General features: G+C 57.9%; 18 protein-coding genes and 1 pseudogene. 8 read left to right on the forward strand and 11 right to left on the reverse strand.

The genetic code is table 11. The annotated features are described in order from the left end of the window. Positions 1-29 precede the first annotated feature (29 nt). Together AC4ANK_RS07145 and AC4ANK_RS07150 are read left to right on the forward strand one after the other, a co-directional pair. The gene (locus tag AC4ANK_RS07145; protein WP_002555003.1) at positions 30-881 is read left to right on the forward strand and encodes a hypothetical protein; all 852 of its coding nucleotides are present in this window, start codon (positions 30-32) and stop codon (positions 879-881) included. Positions 882-1047: 166 nt separating this feature from the next. Continuing rightward, positions 1048-1791: a hypothetical protein gene (locus AC4ANK_RS07150; RefSeq protein ID WP_010205627.1), complete on the forward strand. Its 744-nt coding sequence runs from the start codon at positions 1048-1050 to the stop codon at positions 1789-1791. A gap of 71 nt (positions 1792-1862) precedes the next feature. Here the strand turns inward: AC4ANK_RS07150 and AC4ANK_RS07155 are convergent, their stop codons facing one another. The 3 genes from AC4ANK_RS07155 to AC4ANK_RS07165 are packed head-to-tail and all read right to left on the reverse strand — an operon-like array spanning position 1863 to position 4443. Further along, positions 1863-2912, reverse strand: coding sequence for an alkene reductase (locus AC4ANK_RS07155; protein ID WP_002555001.1), 1050 nt, complete (start codon positions 2910-2912; stop codon positions 1863-1865). Between the two features lie 21 nt (positions 2913-2933). Next, positions 2934-4100: an MFS transporter gene (locus AC4ANK_RS07160; protein ID WP_002555000.1), complete on the reverse strand. Its 1167-nt coding sequence runs from the start codon at positions 4098-4100 to the stop codon at positions 2934-2936. A gap of 28 nt (positions 4101-4128) precedes the next feature. Next, the gene (locus AC4ANK_RS07165; RefSeq protein ID WP_002554999.1) at positions 4129-4443 is read right to left on the reverse strand and encodes an ArsR/SmtB family transcription factor; all 315 of its coding nucleotides are present in this window, start codon (positions 4441-4443) and stop codon (positions 4129-4131) included. Positions 4444-4607: 164 nt separating this feature from the next. Between AC4ANK_RS07165 and AC4ANK_RS07170 the strand changes: the two genes are divergently transcribed. Then, the gene (locus tag AC4ANK_RS07170; protein ID WP_002554998.1) at positions 4608-5207 is read left to right on the forward strand and encodes an acyl carrier protein phosphodiesterase; all 600 of its coding nucleotides are present in this window, start codon (positions 4608-4610) and stop codon (positions 5205-5207) included. Here the strand turns inward: AC4ANK_RS07170 and AC4ANK_RS07175 are convergent. Both AC4ANK_RS07175 and olsB read right to left on the reverse strand, forming a co-directional pair. Continuing rightward, positions 5165-6001: a lysophospholipid acyltransferase family protein gene (locus tag AC4ANK_RS07175; RefSeq protein WP_002554997.1), complete on the reverse strand. Its 837-nt coding sequence runs from the start codon at positions 5999-6001 to the stop codon at positions 5165-5167. The genes AC4ANK_RS07170 and AC4ANK_RS07175 overlap by 43 nt on opposite strands. Further along, entirely contained in the window at positions 6001-6756 is a 756-nt protein-coding gene (olsB, locus tag AC4ANK_RS07180) for an L-ornithine N(alpha)-acyltransferase (protein WP_002554996.1), read from the reverse strand. Before olsB ends, AC4ANK_RS07175 begins: the two co-directional genes overlap by 1 nt. 313 nt (positions 6757-7069) lie before the next feature. Here olsB and AC4ANK_RS07185 point away from each other — a divergent pair. The 4 genes and pseudogenes from AC4ANK_RS07185 to AC4ANK_RS07200 all read left to right on the forward strand — a co-directional run bounded on the left by AC4ANK_RS07185 (position 7070) and on the right by AC4ANK_RS07200 (position 10334). Next, a pseudogene (locus AC4ANK_RS07185) lies at positions 7070-8177 on the forward strand (serine hydrolase domain-containing protein). Then, positions 8174-8512, forward strand: a complete 339-nt coding sequence (locus AC4ANK_RS07190; protein WP_002554994.1) for a hypothetical protein — start codon at positions 8174-8176, stop codon at positions 8510-8512. The pseudogene AC4ANK_RS07185 and the gene AC4ANK_RS07190 overlap by 4 nt, the downstream one beginning before the upstream one ends. An 81-nt stretch (positions 8513-8593) precedes the next feature. Further along, positions 8594-9175, forward strand: a complete 582-nt coding sequence (locus AC4ANK_RS07195) for a YceI family protein (RefSeq protein WP_002554993.1) — start codon at positions 8594-8596, stop codon at positions 9173-9175. Between the two features lies 1 nt (position 9176). Beyond that, positions 9177-10334, forward strand: coding sequence for a phospholipase D-like domain-containing protein (locus tag AC4ANK_RS07200; protein WP_002554992.1), 1158 nt, complete (start codon positions 9177-9179; stop codon positions 10332-10334). A gap of 41 nt (positions 10335-10375) precedes the next feature. Here the strand turns inward: AC4ANK_RS07200 and AC4ANK_RS07205 are convergent, their stop codons facing one another. The 6 genes from AC4ANK_RS07205 to AC4ANK_RS07230 all read right to left on the reverse strand — a co-directional run bounded on the left by AC4ANK_RS07205 (position 10376) and on the right by AC4ANK_RS07230 (position 15012). Beyond that, positions 10376-10609: a DUF6124 family protein gene (locus tag AC4ANK_RS07205; protein ID WP_002554991.1), complete on the reverse strand. Its 234-nt coding sequence runs from the start codon at positions 10607-10609 to the stop codon at positions 10376-10378. A 570-nt stretch (positions 10610-11179) separates the two neighbouring features. Then, complete coding sequence (locus AC4ANK_RS07210) at positions 11180-11620, reverse strand: type VI secretion system amidase immunity protein Tai4 (protein WP_002554990.1); 441 nt, start codon at positions 11618-11620, stop codon at positions 11180-11182. Positions 11621-11648: 28 nt separating this feature from the next. Then, positions 11649-12089, reverse strand: coding sequence for a type VI secretion system amidase immunity protein Tai4 (locus tag AC4ANK_RS07215; protein WP_044423589.1), 441 nt, complete (start codon positions 12087-12089; stop codon positions 11649-11651). Continuing rightward, entirely contained in the window at positions 12089-12589 is a 501-nt protein-coding gene (locus AC4ANK_RS07220) for a type VI secretion system amidase effector protein Tae4 (RefSeq protein ID WP_044423591.1), read from the reverse strand. The genes AC4ANK_RS07215 and AC4ANK_RS07220 overlap by 1 nt, the downstream gene beginning before the upstream one ends. Positions 12590-12640: 51 nt before the next feature. Then, on the reverse strand, positions 12641-13129 hold the full coding sequence (locus AC4ANK_RS07225) for an Hcp family type VI secretion system effector (RefSeq protein ID WP_002554988.1): 489 nt from the start codon (positions 13127-13129) through the stop codon (positions 12641-12643). Positions 13130-13488: 359 nt separating this feature from the next. Further along, positions 13489-15012 (reverse strand): fumarate hydratase, encoded by a 1524-nt coding sequence (locus AC4ANK_RS07230; protein WP_002554987.1) that lies wholly within the window; start codon positions 15010-15012, stop codon positions 13489-13491. A 179-nt stretch (positions 15013-15191) separates the two neighbouring features. Between AC4ANK_RS07230 and AC4ANK_RS07235 the strand changes: the two genes are divergently transcribed. After that, complete coding sequence (locus tag AC4ANK_RS07235; RefSeq protein ID WP_002554986.1) at positions 15192-16130, forward strand: iron-sulfur-binding ferredoxin reductase; 939 nt, start codon at positions 15192-15194, stop codon at positions 16128-16130. Positions 16131-16161: the final 31 nt, after the last annotated feature.

Below are 16161 nucleotides of genomic sequence, written 5' to 3' on the forward strand. Positions count from 1 at the left end.
TGGTTTAACAGCTTCCTGAAGGGTTATTCATGCGCAACGATCCATACGACGACGTCGATGACGTTCCCAGCCTGAGCGCCAAGGACGACGATGACGACTTCGCGCCGGGCAATGGTGCACGCGAACGCACCACGGTCTATTCGCGTACCACACCGGTGGTCAAGGTAAAGGGCCCGAGCACCGGACCGCTATGGGCGTTGGTCGGCGCGCTGTTCATTGCCTTTTGCGGTCTGGGCTGGTGGAGCTTTCAGCAGGTCTCCCTCATGGAACAGCAATTGGTGGCCACTCAGGAGAGCTTTGCGCGCATCAGCGAAGAAGCGGCGGGACGCCTGCAGGATATTTCCGGCAAAGTCGTTGCGACCGAGGCGCTGTCCAGCGATGGCGAGGCGCTCAAGCAGCGCATCAAGCTGCTGGAAGCGCAACTGGAAGATCAGGACAAACAGCGCGAGGGCGTTGAAGGCCAGCAGGGCAGTCTCGACAAGCGCCTGGAGCAGATGGCCGCGCAAACCGCCCAGCAGCACAGTGAAAGCGCGCAGTTGCAGGAGCAGCTCAAAAGCGTCGTTGCTGAGCTGACCACGCTGAAAGCCGCGCTGCCCGATCTGAAAACCGCACAGGTCGATCAGGGCAAGCTGGATGCGCAAATCAAAAGCGTGGCAGCCGATGTTGCGACATTGAAGAAACAGGGCAACCCGTCGGCTGCTGTCGAGCGCCTGGAGCAGGACCTGATGGTCCTCAAAAGCGAACAGGAAAACCGACCGGCCCCTTCAGCAGAGGCCAATACAGCCGAGTTCGACGCGTTTCGTGCTCAGGTCACCCGCAATATCAATACCCTCACCAGCCAGATCCAGAATCTGTCGCAACAGCTCAACGCGCGTCGTTGAAGGCAAGACTTGCCGGCGGCTGTCCATAGCAGATAGCCGCTGGCAAATTTCCTGACATTTTTTTTTGTACTCGTTAAATAGATATGTACTTGCCAATAGAAGGAAGGCTTACGCTTGCTTGGCTGTTAACTAAATTGGAGTTTCAACAATGAATGGAATCAATGAGATGTACACCGATGCCCCGCAAGAAACGACCGAAAATAACATCCCGGCTGAAGACTCAGACCAGGGAGTAGACGAAGTTTCCAGGACGCCGTTGCCCACTTACGCCGACGTACCGGATTATCCGGAAGATTTGGTACGCCAGCAGGTCAAGCCACCGGTGAAGGTCAAACCGCCTGTAAAACCACCTGTCAAACCGCCTGTAAAGCCGCCTGTAAAACCTCCGGTCAAGGGGGCAGGTCCGGTGAAGCCGCCCGTGAGACCGCCCGTGAAACCCCCGGTCAAGGTGAAAAAGCCAGTGAGGCCACCTGTAAAACCGCCCGTCAAACCTGTTATCAAAGCACCCGTTGCGCAAAAGTTACCGCCGGCCCCTGAGGCACCTTCGCGCCTGGACAAGCTGCTGGCAGTCACAAGCACGGTCACCGGTGTTTTACAACTGGTCCACCCGCTAAACAGTGTCTTCAACCCCGATGGTACGGTCAGTTATCCGAATGGAAGTGTTGCGGCGGCAGATGGCCAGTCCTTGAAGCACACGGATGGCACTGTTCAACACCTGGATGGCACCACCGTGCATGCCGACGGTTCGGTCGAGCACCCCGGCGGCGATGTTCAACACAAGGACGGCACCTGGGTTATGGCAGATGGCTCTGTCAACTACCCCGACGGTCGCTGGAAGTTACCGGACGGGACTATCACTGATGCCGAAGGCAATGTGCTAGGTACAGTCGGGCCTGAGGCTAAACTGTAACAGTAATAAGTACGGACGATAAAAAACCCTGGCTCTTACGAGTCAGGGTTTTTTGCTGTTGCAGCGCCGTGTTACAGGCGTGGGTAGTCGATATAGCCGACCGGCCCTTTGCCGTAGAACGTTTCGGGATGCGCTTCATTCAGAGGCGCATCGCTGGCCAGACGCTCAGGCAGGTCCGGGTTGGCAATATAAGGCACACCAAATGCGATAGCGTCGGCCTTGCCTTCTGCCAGCCAGGTATTTGCGGTGTCCTTGGTGAATTTTTCATTGGCGATGTAGACGCCTCCGAAATCCTTCTTCAACTGCGGGCCGAGGCTGTCTTCGGCGTCACGCTCACGGGCACAGATGAACGCGATACCGCGCTTGCCAAGCTCTTTGGCCACGTAGCTGAAGGTTTCAGTGCGGTTAGCATCGCTCATGTCGTGCATGTCGAAGCGAGGCGAAAGGTGTACGCCTACGCGACCAGCGCCCCACACCTCAATGACCGCATCAGTCACTTCCAGCAGCAGACGAGCACGGTTTTCTACCGAACCGCCGTACTCGTCAGTGCGCTGGTTGGAGCCGGTCAGCAGGAACTGTTCCAGCAGGTAGCCGTTGGCACCGTGTACTTCCACGCCGTCGAAGCCCGCAGCCTTGGCGTTTTCCGCACCGACGCGATAGGCCTCGACGATGTCACCGATTTCTGCCAGTTCCAGCGCGCGCGGGGTCGGTAGCGGGGTGATCGGGCGCATCAGGCTGACGTGGCCTTCAGCTGCGATAGCGCTAGGGGCCACCGGAGTTTCGCCGTTCAGGTACGCCGGGTGGGAGATGCGGCCAACGTGCCACAGCTGCAGCACAATCCGGCCACCAGCGGTATGCACGGCCTTGGTGATGTTGCTCCAGCCGCGTACTTGGTCGTTGGACCAGATGCCGGGTGTGTCCGGGTAACCAACACCCATCGGCGTGACCGATGTGGCTTCAGTCAGGATCAGGCCTGCAGAAGCACGCTGCACGTAATACTCGGACATCAATGCATTGGGCACGCGACCTTCGTCGGCGCGGCAGCGCGTCAGTGGCGCCATGATGATGCGGTTTGGCAGTTGCAGATCGCCAATGGTGATCGGGTCAAAGATAGTCGTCATGTGTCGAATCCTCGTGATTGATCAATGTGTAGCAGGTGCCAGATCGGGGTTGCCGGTCTGACGAAAAGTAATCAGTGTGATCAGCAGCGCGAGCACTGCCAGCATGGCAGCGGCCAGCGGTACGCTGGTCAGGCCCAGGCCGTGGGCGATGACGCTGCCACCGACCCAGGCACCAAGCGCGTTGCCCACGTTGAAAGCGCCGATGTTCAGGGTTGAAACCAGGTTGGGCGCGGCTTTGCCGAAGGTCACCACGTTGATCTGCAGAGCCGGGACGGCGGCAAAGGCAGCGACCGCCCAGAGGAACAGGGTGATTTCAGTCGGGATCAGCGCGGCGCTGGTCCAGCTGAGAGCGGTTGAGATCACCGCCATCGAGACGAACACGGCAATCAGCGTGGATGACACACGGCGGTCGGCCATCTTGCCGCCAATCACGTTACCTGCGGTCAGGCCCAGGCCTATCAACAGCAGGGTCCAGGTCACGCCCTTGGGCGATACGCCGGTGACTTCGCCGAGCAGCGGGGCAATGTAGGTGAACAGGGTGAACATGGACGCTGAAAACAGCGCGGTCATGGTCAGCGACAGCCAGATACCGGCACCTTTCGGTGCGGCCAGTTCGGCGCGCATGTCGAGCTTTTCTTCATTGCGATTGGTCGGCAGAAAGCGGATCAGGCCGATCAGCGCAATCACGCCGATGACTGTTACCGCCCAGAAGGTCGAGCGCCAGCCTGCGTATTGACCCAATGCAGTACCCAAAGGCACGCCCAGCACGTTGGCTAGGGTCAGACCGGTGAACATCAACGCTACTGCCGAAGCGCGGCGATTGGCAGGCACCAGCCCAGCAGCAACTACTGAACCGATGCCGAAGAACGCACCATGACACAGCGCTGTAACCACGCGGGCGAACATCAATACGTTGTAGTCACTGGCCAGTGCGCAGAGCAGGTTGCCGATGATGAAAATGCCCATCAGCGTGACCAGCGCAGCCTTGCGTGGCAGTTTTGCCGTGGCCATGGCCATGAACGGAGCGCCGACGGCCACGCCCAGCGCATAGCCGGTGACCAGCCAGCCTGCGCCGGGGATGGATACACCAAGGTCAGCCGCCACATCGGGCAGCAGGCCCATGATGACGAATTCGGTGGTGCCGATGGCAAAGGCGCTCAGGGCCAGAATAAGTAGCGAAAGAGGCACGGGGCAGTTCCTGGTAAACGTTGGAAAATCAGGTCGGGTTGTTCAGCTCTTCAACCAGCGCCTGAACGAATGCCTGTATGACTTCTTCGTTGCGTCTGAAGAAATGCCATTGGCCAACCTTCTTGCTGCTGATCAGGCCAGCGCGTTGCAAGGTCGCCAGATGGGCCGAGACAGTGGATTGGGACAATCCTGCACGCTGATCGATCTGTCCGGCGCACACGCCGTGTTCAATCGAGTATTGCTGAGCAGGAAAGCTCGCGCGGGGGTCCTTCAACCAGGTCAGGATTTCTCGGCGGACCGGATGGGCCAGGGCTTTTATTATGTCGTCGAGGTCGATAGGCATGTCGTTCTCACAGGCGGTGTAGTGATATATCGCGATAGGGCGAACCTTATATCTGTATTTCGCGATATACAAATATGATTTTGTGCTTAGGACTGGCAAAATCGCTATATCGGGTTATATCGATATATAGACCTCGGCCTTGAAAGCGGCGTAGGCTTGCAGGCATGAACTATCTGGCACATCTTCATCTCGGCGGGCATCGGCCTGCTCAATTGCTTGGCAGCCTGTATGGCGACTTCGTCAAAGGTCCGCTGTCGGGACGTTTTCCTGCAGAGCTTGAAGCGGCCATTCGGCTGCATCGCAGCATTGACGCTTTCACTGACAGCCACCCGCTGATCAAGGCTTCCATTGCCCGCTTTCCATCCCAGCGGCGACGCTATGCAGGCATTATGCTCGACGTCTTTTTCGATCATTGTCTGGCTCGCGACTGGCATTGCTATGCCGATCTGCCGCTGGACGTATTCACTGGCAAAGTCTATGGCACGCTGGCCGCCGAGCCGCAATTGCCCGAGCGGCTCGCATTGATCGCGCCGCGCATGGCCGCGCAGGACTGGCTGGGTTCGTATCGGAATTTCGACGTGCTGGGGCAAGTGCTGAGCGGGATATCGCGACGCTTGTCACGGCCCGAAGGGCTGGCAGGCGGCATGCAGGAACTGCAGGCGCTTTACCAGCCCTTGAGTGCGGATTTCGCCGAGTTCTATCCGCTATTGGAGGATTTTGCTCAGGCTGCCCTGGCCGAGCGCGAAGCCACTTCGCTCGGCTGAGCAGGCTCGCCGGATACTTGTTTACCGATCACTGACTCCCCCGTGACAGGTTCACCGAACAGCGCCACCTGAACGGCTTGCTGGGCCTTGAACGCCAGTGCAGCGCGCTCCTGATCCGCCGTCGGAATCGGGGTCAGCAGGTGGATGTGCACATCGCTCTGCTCATTGGCGAACAACCGGCGCAAATGGGACAGCAAATCGTCGTCGCCAATGAACGGGGCAATCGGGTCCGGTTTACCGTCACGCGAGTAACCGATGGCCACTGGCTGGATCGGCACGCCGGCTTCAATGGCACTGGACAGCAGACGGCCGTGGAAGGTGCGCAGGCTTCTGCCATCGGCGGTGGTGCCTTCCGGGAAGATCAGCAGTGCATTGCCTTGTTGCAGGTGATTGCACATCTGCTTTTGAATCAGACGGCTGTCGCCCGACCCGCGACGAATGAACAGCGTACCTGCCTTCAGTGCCAGCCAGCCCGCTACCGGCCAGGTCCGGACTTCGGCCTTCGACAGAAACGACAGCGGTGCCAGCATGCCCAGCAGGGCGATGTCGGTCCACGACACATGGTTACTGACCCACAGCATGGGCTGGGTTGGCAACTGACCTGTCACGGTGACGCGAAACGGCAGGGCATTGGTCAGGCGCGCCATGAACCAACGGCTCCAGCGCTGCCTGCGCTCCATCGACCCACCGATTCTGGTGCGTTCCAGAACCGCGAACGCTCCGGCAATCGTCAAGCCGAGCGCCACGACCAGCAGCACCCGGACTACGCGGGCATAGCCGCGTGCCCGGCTCATCACACGGCCGCCTTGAAGTGGCGGGCGTAACGCGGGCACAGATCGTCGCGCTTGAGCAGGATGAAGACGTCGGCGACCTGGAAATCTTCGTCCCAGCAAGGTTCGCCACAGATCTTGGCACCCAGGCGCATGTAAGCCTTGAGCAGTGGCGGCATCTCGCAGATCACATTGCTCGGGATATCGAGCGTCGGCAGCGGGTTTTTCGGCTCGGCGCGCAAGTGTTCGTTGCACAGGTAGCGCTCGCGCAGGCGTTGCATGATCGCGTGCGCCTGAATGCCGCCGTCGTGCATCGGGATGCTCGCGCAGCCCATCAGGTAGCTGTAGCCGCCTTCGTTCAGCACCTCGGCCAGCTCGCTCCACAACACCGCGATGGTGCCACCGTTGCGGTAGGCCGGGTCTACGCAGGTACGGCCCAGCTCAAGAATCGGACCCTGCAGATGAACCAGACCGTGCAGGCTGAATTCTTCTTCACTGTAGAAACGCCCCAGCGTGCTGGCGGCATTGTGGTCGAGCAGCCGGGTAGTGGCAACCAGACGCCCGGTGTTCAGGTCACGCACACCAATGTGCGAGCAGTGAACATCGTAATCGTCGATATCCAGGCCTTGTTCAGCACCGTTGAGACGGGCGTTGAATTCTTCGCTGAACACACTGAAACGCAACGCCTGTGCTTCCTGCAAGGCGCTCGCTCCAATCAGGCGCTCGGCCTGAAGACGACGTTCAGAAGTGTTGTCACGAATGCGGGCGATCTGGGTCATACGAATCTCCATGAGCCAGCCATGCAGAGTTTGGCTGGTTGACTGATTTGTCCAGGCGCTTTGCCGTACTTGCAGGCTAGGGAGATGGCGTGTCATGCCTGTGAAGCTTTGGTGATGGTTGTGTGACGGGCAACGCTGTGGGCATTTCCACGCTGGTGGAGCGGGAGGAGCGAGCGGCGTACGAAGGACCACTATCGTGCCCATGCTCCGCGTGGGTATGCCGTTCTGGACGCTCTGCGTCCTGTCCCGGGGTGATGGCTGACTGTCACGAAGCCCTGATACGGTATGCGGATTACTCTGTAGAGGCTCTGTCATGCCGCGTAGATTTTTCCGCCTGTGTCTGGTTTTGATCCTGGGCTTCAGTGCCCAGGGCGTCGTTGCTCAAACATGGCCGACAGAGCAATGGTCATCTCAGCCTGCGCCGCGATCTGCGGCAATCGAAGAACTCGAGGCCTACGCCTTCCCGCCCCGGTGACGACGCCACACGCAAGGGCATTCGCACCGATGCGCTGCTGGTGATTCGTGATGGCGAAGTTGTGTATGAGCGCTACGGCGGTGTGACCACAGCGCAAACCCCGCACCTGACCTGGTCGATCAGCAAGAGCGTGATGGCGACAGTGTTGGGCGTGGCGTTTACCGACGGGCGCTTTCAACTCAATGATCCAGTGGCGAAGTTCTACCCGCCGTTCAAGGCGCACCCCGATATCGCCATCAAAGACCTGATGCACTGGGCTTCGGGGCTGAATTGGCAGGAAGATTACGAATATGCACCGCTTAACTCTTCCGTAGTCGCCATGCTCTACACCCGTGGGCGTGACGACATGGCGCGCTTCACCGCCGAGCACCACGCAGCCAGATCCCCCGGCAAGGCGTACCTGTATTCCAGCGGCGACAGCACGGTTCTGGCTGCTGCGTTGAAAAATATCGTCGGGCCACAGGCGTATGCGGATTATCCGTGGACCGCACTGTTTGACCCGCTTGGCATCCGCAGTGCCGTCTGGGAAACCGATGGCGTGGGTACATTTGTAGGGTCGTCCTATGCCTACATGACCGCCCGCGACCTGGCACGCATCGGCTTGCTGATGCAGCGCGGCGGGCAATGGCAGGCTCGGCAGTTGCTCAACAAGGAATGGATGAACTGCGTGCTGACGCCGTTTGCAGGCGAGCAGATAGATGCCAATGTCGAAGTCCCTGGCGGCCAATGGTGGCTCAATCGAACTGCCGATGGCGGCAGGGGGCCGTGGCCGGATGCGCCCCCTGATACCTTTGCCGCACTGGGCCATTGGGGGCAGGCGCTGTACGTGATCCCTGACCGGAAGCTGGTGATCGTGCGCTATGCCGATGACCGCGACGGTAGTTACGACCACAATCAGATGCTCAAGCGCATACAGGCAGCCTTTGGCAAGGAGGGCGGGCAATGAGCAGTCGTCGAATGTTCATCCTGCGTCGACCCTTCAGCAGCCTGCTGTTGCTGATCCTTGCTGCGCTCGCGGTACTTGCCTGGCAGTACCGCGTTAACCTGCAGGCATTCCCCACCATCATCAGTGCCTACACCGCCAAGGAATACTGCTCGTGCAGGTACGTCATGAACAACCCCGAGGCGTATTGCCTGGGCTACGTCAAACAGTACGTGCCTGGCACGCTGATCGACGACAGCAGCCAGAAAAAGGTCATTGCCAACGGCCTTGGGCGAACCAGCAGTGCGTCGTGGCAGGGTGAGCGGCAAGGCTGCCGACTGTTGCCGTCCGAGCCTTGATGGATTGCTGCCGAACGTCGTGGTTTGCCAGAGGTCAGACAGGCGGATAAGGTAGCCCTCAATTGCACGTCTGGAGTCTGCATGCTCACTATGAATCGCCTGCTGCTGGTCATGCTGGCCGCAGTGGCGTTACCTGCCCATGCGAACTGGTATCTGGATAATGAGTCGTCGCGGCTCTCGTTCACGTCAACCAAAAATGCCGATATTGCCGAGGTGCATCGCTTCCTTGTGCTGCATGGCAAGGTCGACCCCAAAGGGCTGGCTGAGGTGGAAGTCGAAACGGAGTCCATTAGCACCGGTATTCCCCTGCGTGACGAGCGCCTGCGGGAGCAGGTGTTTCAGGTACGCAAGTTTCCCGCTGCGCAGATCAATGCCCAGCTCGACATGCGCCCGATCAATAACCTTGCCCCCGGCGCGCAACTGGAATTGCGTTTACCACTGACCGTCAGCCTGCGCGGCAAGAGTCACAGCTATAACGCCGAACTGCTGGCGACGCGCCTAGACGAGCGCCGCTTTCAGGTTGTGACGCTCGAACCGCTGGTGATTCATGCTCAGGACTTCGATATGGTTTCGGACTTCAATGCCCTGCGCAGCGCGGCAGGCTTGTCGGCGGTCAGTCTGTCAGTCCCGGTCGGGGCTGTCCTGATCTTCACGGCGCGCTGATATGAACGGTGCGATTTTTCCGTGGCGTGAAAACAACCGCTTTCAATTGCTGATCGACGGTCCTGCGTTCTTCCCACGCATGATTGCAGCCATTGACCGGGCCGAGCAGCAGGTTGACCTGGAGCTGTACCTGGTCGAAGCCGGGGGCTGCGCCGATGCCATCGTGCGGGCGCTGGTCGAGGCTGGCAGGCGTGGTGTGATCGTGCGCTGCCTGTTCGACGACTTCGGTTCAAAAGCCTTCGACGCCGGCCTGCGCAAGCAACTGACCGATGCCGGTGTGATTCTGCGTTTCTACAACCCTATTCACTGGCGACGCGGCGTGCGCAACTTCTACCGCGACCATCGCAAATTACTGGTGGTCGACAAGACGCTGGCGGTGGTCGGCGGTACGGGTGTAACCGATGAATTCTGGGAGCCAGACAAGGATGTCAGCCAATGGCACGAAGTGATGGTGGAAATCACCGGGCCGCTGGTTCTTGACTGGCAAGCGTTGTTCAACCGGCAGTTTCACGCCAATGCCCGACGTTTCGCCTGGCGTCCGAAAGAAAACTTCGGTCTGGATCATCTGCCCACCGCCCCGGTAGCCGGTGAAGGCCTTGGCCGTGTGGCGTACGCCGACTCTCGCCAGCACCGCGACATTCTGCAATCGCTGGTGCGCACGCTGAACACCGGGCAAAAGCGCATCTGGCTGGCAACCCCTTACTTTCTGCCCACCTGGAAAGTTCGCCGCGCCTTGCGCAGGGCAGCCTCGCGCGGCGTCGATGTACGTTTGCTGCTGACCGGGCCACGCACCGATCACCCGTCGGTACGCTACGCCGGTCACCGTTACTACCCGCGCTTGCTGCGGGCCGGGGTCAAGGTCTTCGAATACCAGCCGTGTTTTCTGCACTTGAAAATGGTCCTGATCGACGACTGGGTGAGCATCGGTTCGTGTAACTTCGACCACTGGAACCTGCGCTTCAACCTTGAAGCCAACCTCGAAGCCCTGGACCCAGGGCTGACCCGCGATGTGGTCGCCAGTTTCGAAAAAGACTTCGCCCTGAGCGCCGAAACCACACTGGCAGACTGGAAGGCCAGACCGCTGTGGCGACGCGTCAAACAGCGCTTGTGGGGCTGGATCGACCGGCTGGTGGTGAACCTGCTGGATCAGCGTAATTGAGGTGTACGCGGGGCCGAGCGTGGCCCCGGGTTGTCATCTGGTCAAACGATGCATTCCAGTGAGCGGTCAACCATGGCTTTGGCCATCTCGGCCATGTGCAATACCGAAAACGCCAGATCGCGGCTGGTGCCTTGGGTGCTGTCGCCGGATTCATACGCTGTCGTAATGATGCAGCGCAGCAAGTCCGAAGCGTAGTTGAGCGCCTCTTCCTGGCTGACGGATGCGTTGACGGTGAACAGGGCGGTGGGCGGGTCGGGGACGATTTTATGGGGCATGTTTGCAACTCCTGATCATTGAAGGAGCCGCCCTGTTCGCTACCAAACGATCAGGGTGGCGGCCGTACGCAGGTTGGTAGACCGGTGACCAGGCAAGCCGGTGCGTCCGAAAACGCCAAGCGCACGGCCACCATAAACGCAGGCCGTAAGAATGCGCCCTGTAGAAGGTGGCGCATTGCGCACAGGTCACTCAGGTCTACCAAACCTGATCGCTGATTGGACAGCGACCGTTGAAGGCTAGAGACCTGAATAGCCAAGCGCAAGAGGCCGGGATTTTCTCGGAAATTTCCTTCAAATGGAAGGGAGGTGTCCTGCGGCTAATTCTTACAAGAGTTATCGAAAAAGGTTTTCTGAGGATGTTCGCCGTATAGGCGGGGAAGTGACTGGCGCTGTTTATCAGTATCTCAGCAAGCAGTACATCACCGAGGGGGAGACGTTAAAAAGCTATCGGATTACATTGAGTCAGCATGGTGTGTCTCCGCCCTACAGATAATGTGCGGAGTAGAGTACTTGCAATGAAAATAGCCTGTGCAGCGTTTGCTGGACAGGCTTGAAGCGCGGAGGGAGTAGTTAAGGCTTTTTGATATTCTGCATGTAGGTCTGATTCGGGTGAGTCACGACCTTTTTCGTCAACGCGTCCAGTTCCTTGCTGTGATACATGTCCAGGCATTTCAGCAGGTCGAATTTTATTCCCTTTATCTGGGATTCGGCCAAAGGGTTTGTGTAGTCTCTGGCGAGGTATTTTTCAACCAATGCCTTGACCGCAAGGGGGCTTTTTTCCATGTTATAGTAGGTCCAGTCACGCATCGCGCTGACACTACTGCCCGCGTCAATGCCGACGTTCACATCATATTTATAAGCGGTGGTTATGCAGGTGGCGAGGGCCATGTCCTTGTAGTTTTTTTCAAAGGTTCTGTACATTCCTTCAGGCGATGATGTTGGTGTATAGGCAAAACAATTGGATGTTGCTAGCACGACGAATATTTTCGTGGCTGCAAGAAATAGCCTCATGGCACTTTGCTCCTTGTGTTGCTTGGTATTATTTATAGTCTTGTATGTCGGTGTGCGTAGGATCGATTACCACGTTTTTTGTCAGTACATCCAGCTTTTTGCTATGGTAAAGGTCAAGGCACTTAAGGAAGTCGAATCTCACGCCTCTTACCTCGGACTCGACCAGCGGGTTTGTATAGTCTCTGGCGAGATATTTGCCCACGAGTTCTCCAAGCTTTTCGGGGCTTTTTTCCCAGTCATAATGGGCCCAGTCGCGTAGCGCGGTTATACTGCTGCCAGCATCTATTCCGACGTTTTCATTATATCTATAAGCGCTTGCAATGCAGGTTGCAAGAACAAGGTCTTTGTAGTTTTGTGCATGGGTTCGATACATTCCCTCTGGTGACAGTGACGGTGACATGGCAGATGCAAAGATATTAGGTGTGGCGAGGGTAAAAGAAATTAGGATGGCTGCACGAAACGACTGCATTACGTGAGGCTCCAGAAATTTGCTTGGTCTGTCCGATAGTTGACGCCAGGTTCGTTGAAATAGCAATGGTCGTAGCAGATACTGCCGTCAAACAAAGTCGCATGTCCTCGAGCGTCCGACCAGCCTGATATTTCAAATACTATGATGCCTTTTTTGCTGGCCAATGGTCCGCTATCAGAAGGCGGGTATTTGACGATTTCTGGTTTTCCCCAGTTTCTCATCAGGAAGTTTTTAAGATCATTAATGCGGAAAAAATATTGATTTTGATCTTCTCCGGATACTGTCTGGTCTGGTGTTTTTGGGATTTTTGCTCCTGTGTAATTTAGAATGTAGCTCATTCTTACGGCGCAGGTATTTTTCCATCTTGCCAACGCATCAGGATTATTTATATTCTGCGCCACAAACCCTCCAATCACCTCCGCCACTCTTTTTTTCGGTGCCACCGGATCATAAATATGTTGCGAAGCCGCCCACGCGGCAGTAAAAAATGGCCGTGCCATAGTCTTTCCCTGATCGTTCTGTAAGGTTCAATGCATGAGCGTTCAAAAAAATCAGGAATAGACCTTGTTGTTGATACGGTTCCAGCCACCCGAGACATTTCCTCCACCCGCACCATCCGATCTTTTTTGCTGTGTGTAGGTGGTTTTTATTTTCCCGTAATTCAAGCTGATCGTTTCACTGGGTATGCCATCATTGGCATGCTGGGTGTAGTTGGAAATGATGACTTCTTCCAGCAGCACTTCAAAGTATTTGACCTTTTCTCCGCCTGCACGATGCAGTGACAAAACAACTTCTTTCAGGTGTCTGCCCGCGCACAAGGTTTCCATGAGCTTGCAGCTCGATTTGTCCAGTGATTTGGTGAACGAGAAATCACTCAAGGAAGTCCTTCCGGACGATGCTCCACCGGAAGAACTCGCCGTGGCGGAAGTACTTTGATGCATGCCGAAGCCATACCCGGTGATCTCGATACAGTCCTTGTAGCGGTCATCCAGCGCTTCGCCTGGAATGCCTTCTATCTTGATATAGGCGTCAAAAGCCATTTTGAAATCTCCCTGTTTATCAGGCGGTATGCCTGAGAAGTACATTTATTTTTCATGCGCTCAATGGTTTACAGCCAGCAGAAGAATAATCTGTCTTTCAGGGAGGGGAAGGGGTATTGAACCTCTGGGGAGTAGCGAACTGTCTCGGTTTATTGTCTGAAATGTATTACGGACTGATCGCAGGGTGCGATGTATATTACCAGTGAGTCGTATTGTTTATCGGGGATAAGTTGCCTTGTTATATTGGCCACAGGCTGAACGGTCTATTCCGGATCGCACTGGAAGATCGCAGGGACAGTAAGTTAATCCGCATAAAAACCCGGCTTGCGCCGGGTTTTTATTGTCTTGCAGATCAGAATTTACTGCACTTCCACCGCCAGACTGTCGCTGATCTTCTTCTGCCAGATCTGCGGGCCTGTGATGTGCACGGATTCGCCGGTGCTGTCTACGGCAACGGTAACCGGCATGTCCTTGACCTCGAACTCGTAGATCGCTTCCATACCCAGCTCGGCAAAAGCCACGACTCGGGATTTCTTGATCGCCTGAGCCACGAGGTATGCAGCGCCGCCGACGGCCATCAGATACACGGCTTTGTGGTCACGGATCGCTTCGATGGCGGTCGGGCCGCGTTCGGATTTGCCGATCATGCCCAGCAGGCCGGTCTGGTCGAGGATCTGACGGGTGAACTTGTCCATCCGCGTGGCCGTGGTCGGGCCTGCCGGGCCAACGACTTCTTCGCGTACCGGATCAACCGGGCCGACGTAGTAGATGAAACGACCCTTGAGGTCGACCGGCAGGCTTTCGCCCTTGTTGAGCATTTCGACCATGCGCTTGTGCGCGGCGTCGCGTCCGGTAAGCATCTTGCCATTGAGCAGCACGGTTTCGCCCGGCTTCCAGCTTTGCACTTCTTCCGGGGTCAGGGTGTCGAGGTTGACGCGGCGGGCCGATGGGCCGGCTTCCCAGACGATTTCCGGGTAGGCGTCCAGCGACGGCGCTTCCAGCGAGGCAGGGCCGCTGCCGTCGAGTACGAAGTGCGCGTGGCGGGTGGCCGCGCAGTTAGGGATCATGCACACCGGCAGCGACGCAGCATGGGTCGGGTAATCCATGATCTTGACGTCGAGCACGGTGGTCAGACCACCCAGGCCCTGAGCACCTATGCCCAGCTGGTTGACCTTTTCGAACAGTTCCAGACGCATCTCTTCGATGCGGTTCTGCGGGCCACGGGCCTTCAGCTCATGAATGTCGATGGACTCCATCAACACTTCCTTGGCCATGACCGCTGCCTTTTCCGCGGTGCCGCCGATGCCGATGCCGAGCATGCCCGGTGGGCACCAGCCTGCGCCCATGGTCGGCACGGTTTTCAGGACCCAGTCGACGATCGAATCGGACGGGTTGAGCATCGCCATCTTCGATTTGTTTTCCGAACCGCCGCCTTTCGCCGCGACGTCCACTTCCACGGTATTACCTGGGACGATGGAGTAGTGGATAACAGCCGGGGTGTTGTCCTTGGTGTTTTTGCGAGCGCCTGCCGGGTCGGCGAGGATCGAGGCACGCAGCACGTTTTCAGGCAGGTTGTAAGCGCGACGCACGCCTTCGTTGATCATGTCGTCCAGGCCCATGGTGGCGCCATCCCAGCGAACATCCATACCCACGCGTACGAAAACGGTGACGATGCCGGTGTCCTGGCAGATCGGGCGATGACCGGTCGCGCACATACGCGAGTTGATCAGGATCTGGGCGATGGAGTCGCGAGCGGCAGGCGACTCTTCACGCAGATACGCCTCGTGCATGGCCTGGATGAAATCCACGGGGTGGTAGTAGGAAATGAACTGCAGTGCGTCTGCAACGCTCTGAATCAGGTCGTCTTGCTTGATCACGGTCATGCGGCGCGCTCCTCTGTAAGGACGGGAACATTCAATTACGCTATCGGCGGCAGTCTGGAACTGCGGCTTGAACCAGAGCTGTCAGGTTAGCCGTAGCGGGCGCAAAAAGGCGCGGCAGTATAACCCGCCCGACAGGCCAGTCTGTACAATCGCCGTTATTTTCTGCACAGGCCGCCTGAATGCCTCAATTGCATGTTGGTGAGCGTAGCTGGTCGGTGGCATCGGCCAGCAATCTGCTCGACGCCCTGAACCATGCCGGTGTGCCGGTTCCCTATAGCTGCCGTGCCGGCAGTTGCCATGCGTGCCTGGTGCGCTGTGTCAAAGGTGAGCCTGAGGACGCGTTGCCCGACGCCTTGCCCGCTGAAAAGCGCCAGCAGGGTTGGCGGCTCGCCTGCCAGTGCCGACTGGTCGGTGACCTGGCTGTCGAGGTGTTTGACCCGCAGCGTGACGGCCTGCCTGCGACAGTAGTGGGCTGCGACTGGCTCTGCCCGACCGTGCTGCGTTTGCGTCTGGAGCCTGCGCGACCTCTGCGCTATAGCGCCGGGCAACACCAGGTGTTGTGGACTGACAGCGGTGTCGCCCGGCCTTATTCGCTGGCGAGCCTTCCGGGCGAGGACCCGTTTCTGGAATTTCATATCGACTGCCACCAGCCCGGGGCCTTCCGCGATGTCGCCCGACAGCTGCGGGTCGGTGACACGTTGAGGCTCGGCGAACTGCGCGGAGGGGCACTGCGCTATGACCCTGACTGGCAGGAAAAACCTCTGCTCTTGCTGGCTGCCGGTACCGGGCTGGGCCCGTTGTGGGGCGTATTGCGTGAGGCGTTGCGTCAGGAGCATCAGGGCACCATCCGCTTGATTCATCTGGCCCATGACAGCCAGCAGCACTATCTGGCCAATGAGCTGCAAGCCCTGGCTGAGCGTTATCCACAGTTGCTTGTTCAACTGATTACCGTGCAGGCGCTGGAGACGACCCTGGCCGAGCTGCGCCTGTTGTCGCGGCATGCGATGGCGTTGTTGTGTGGCAGTGCCGAGAGCGTGGAGATATTTGCCAAGCGGCTGTATCTGGCAGGTCTGCCGCGTAATCAATTGCTGGCGGATGTGTTTGTGGCGCGGGAATAAGGTGCATGTTAGTCACAGCTCTCGTTCGGCA

Source organism: Pseudomonas sp. Pmew2, assembly GCF_058129885.1.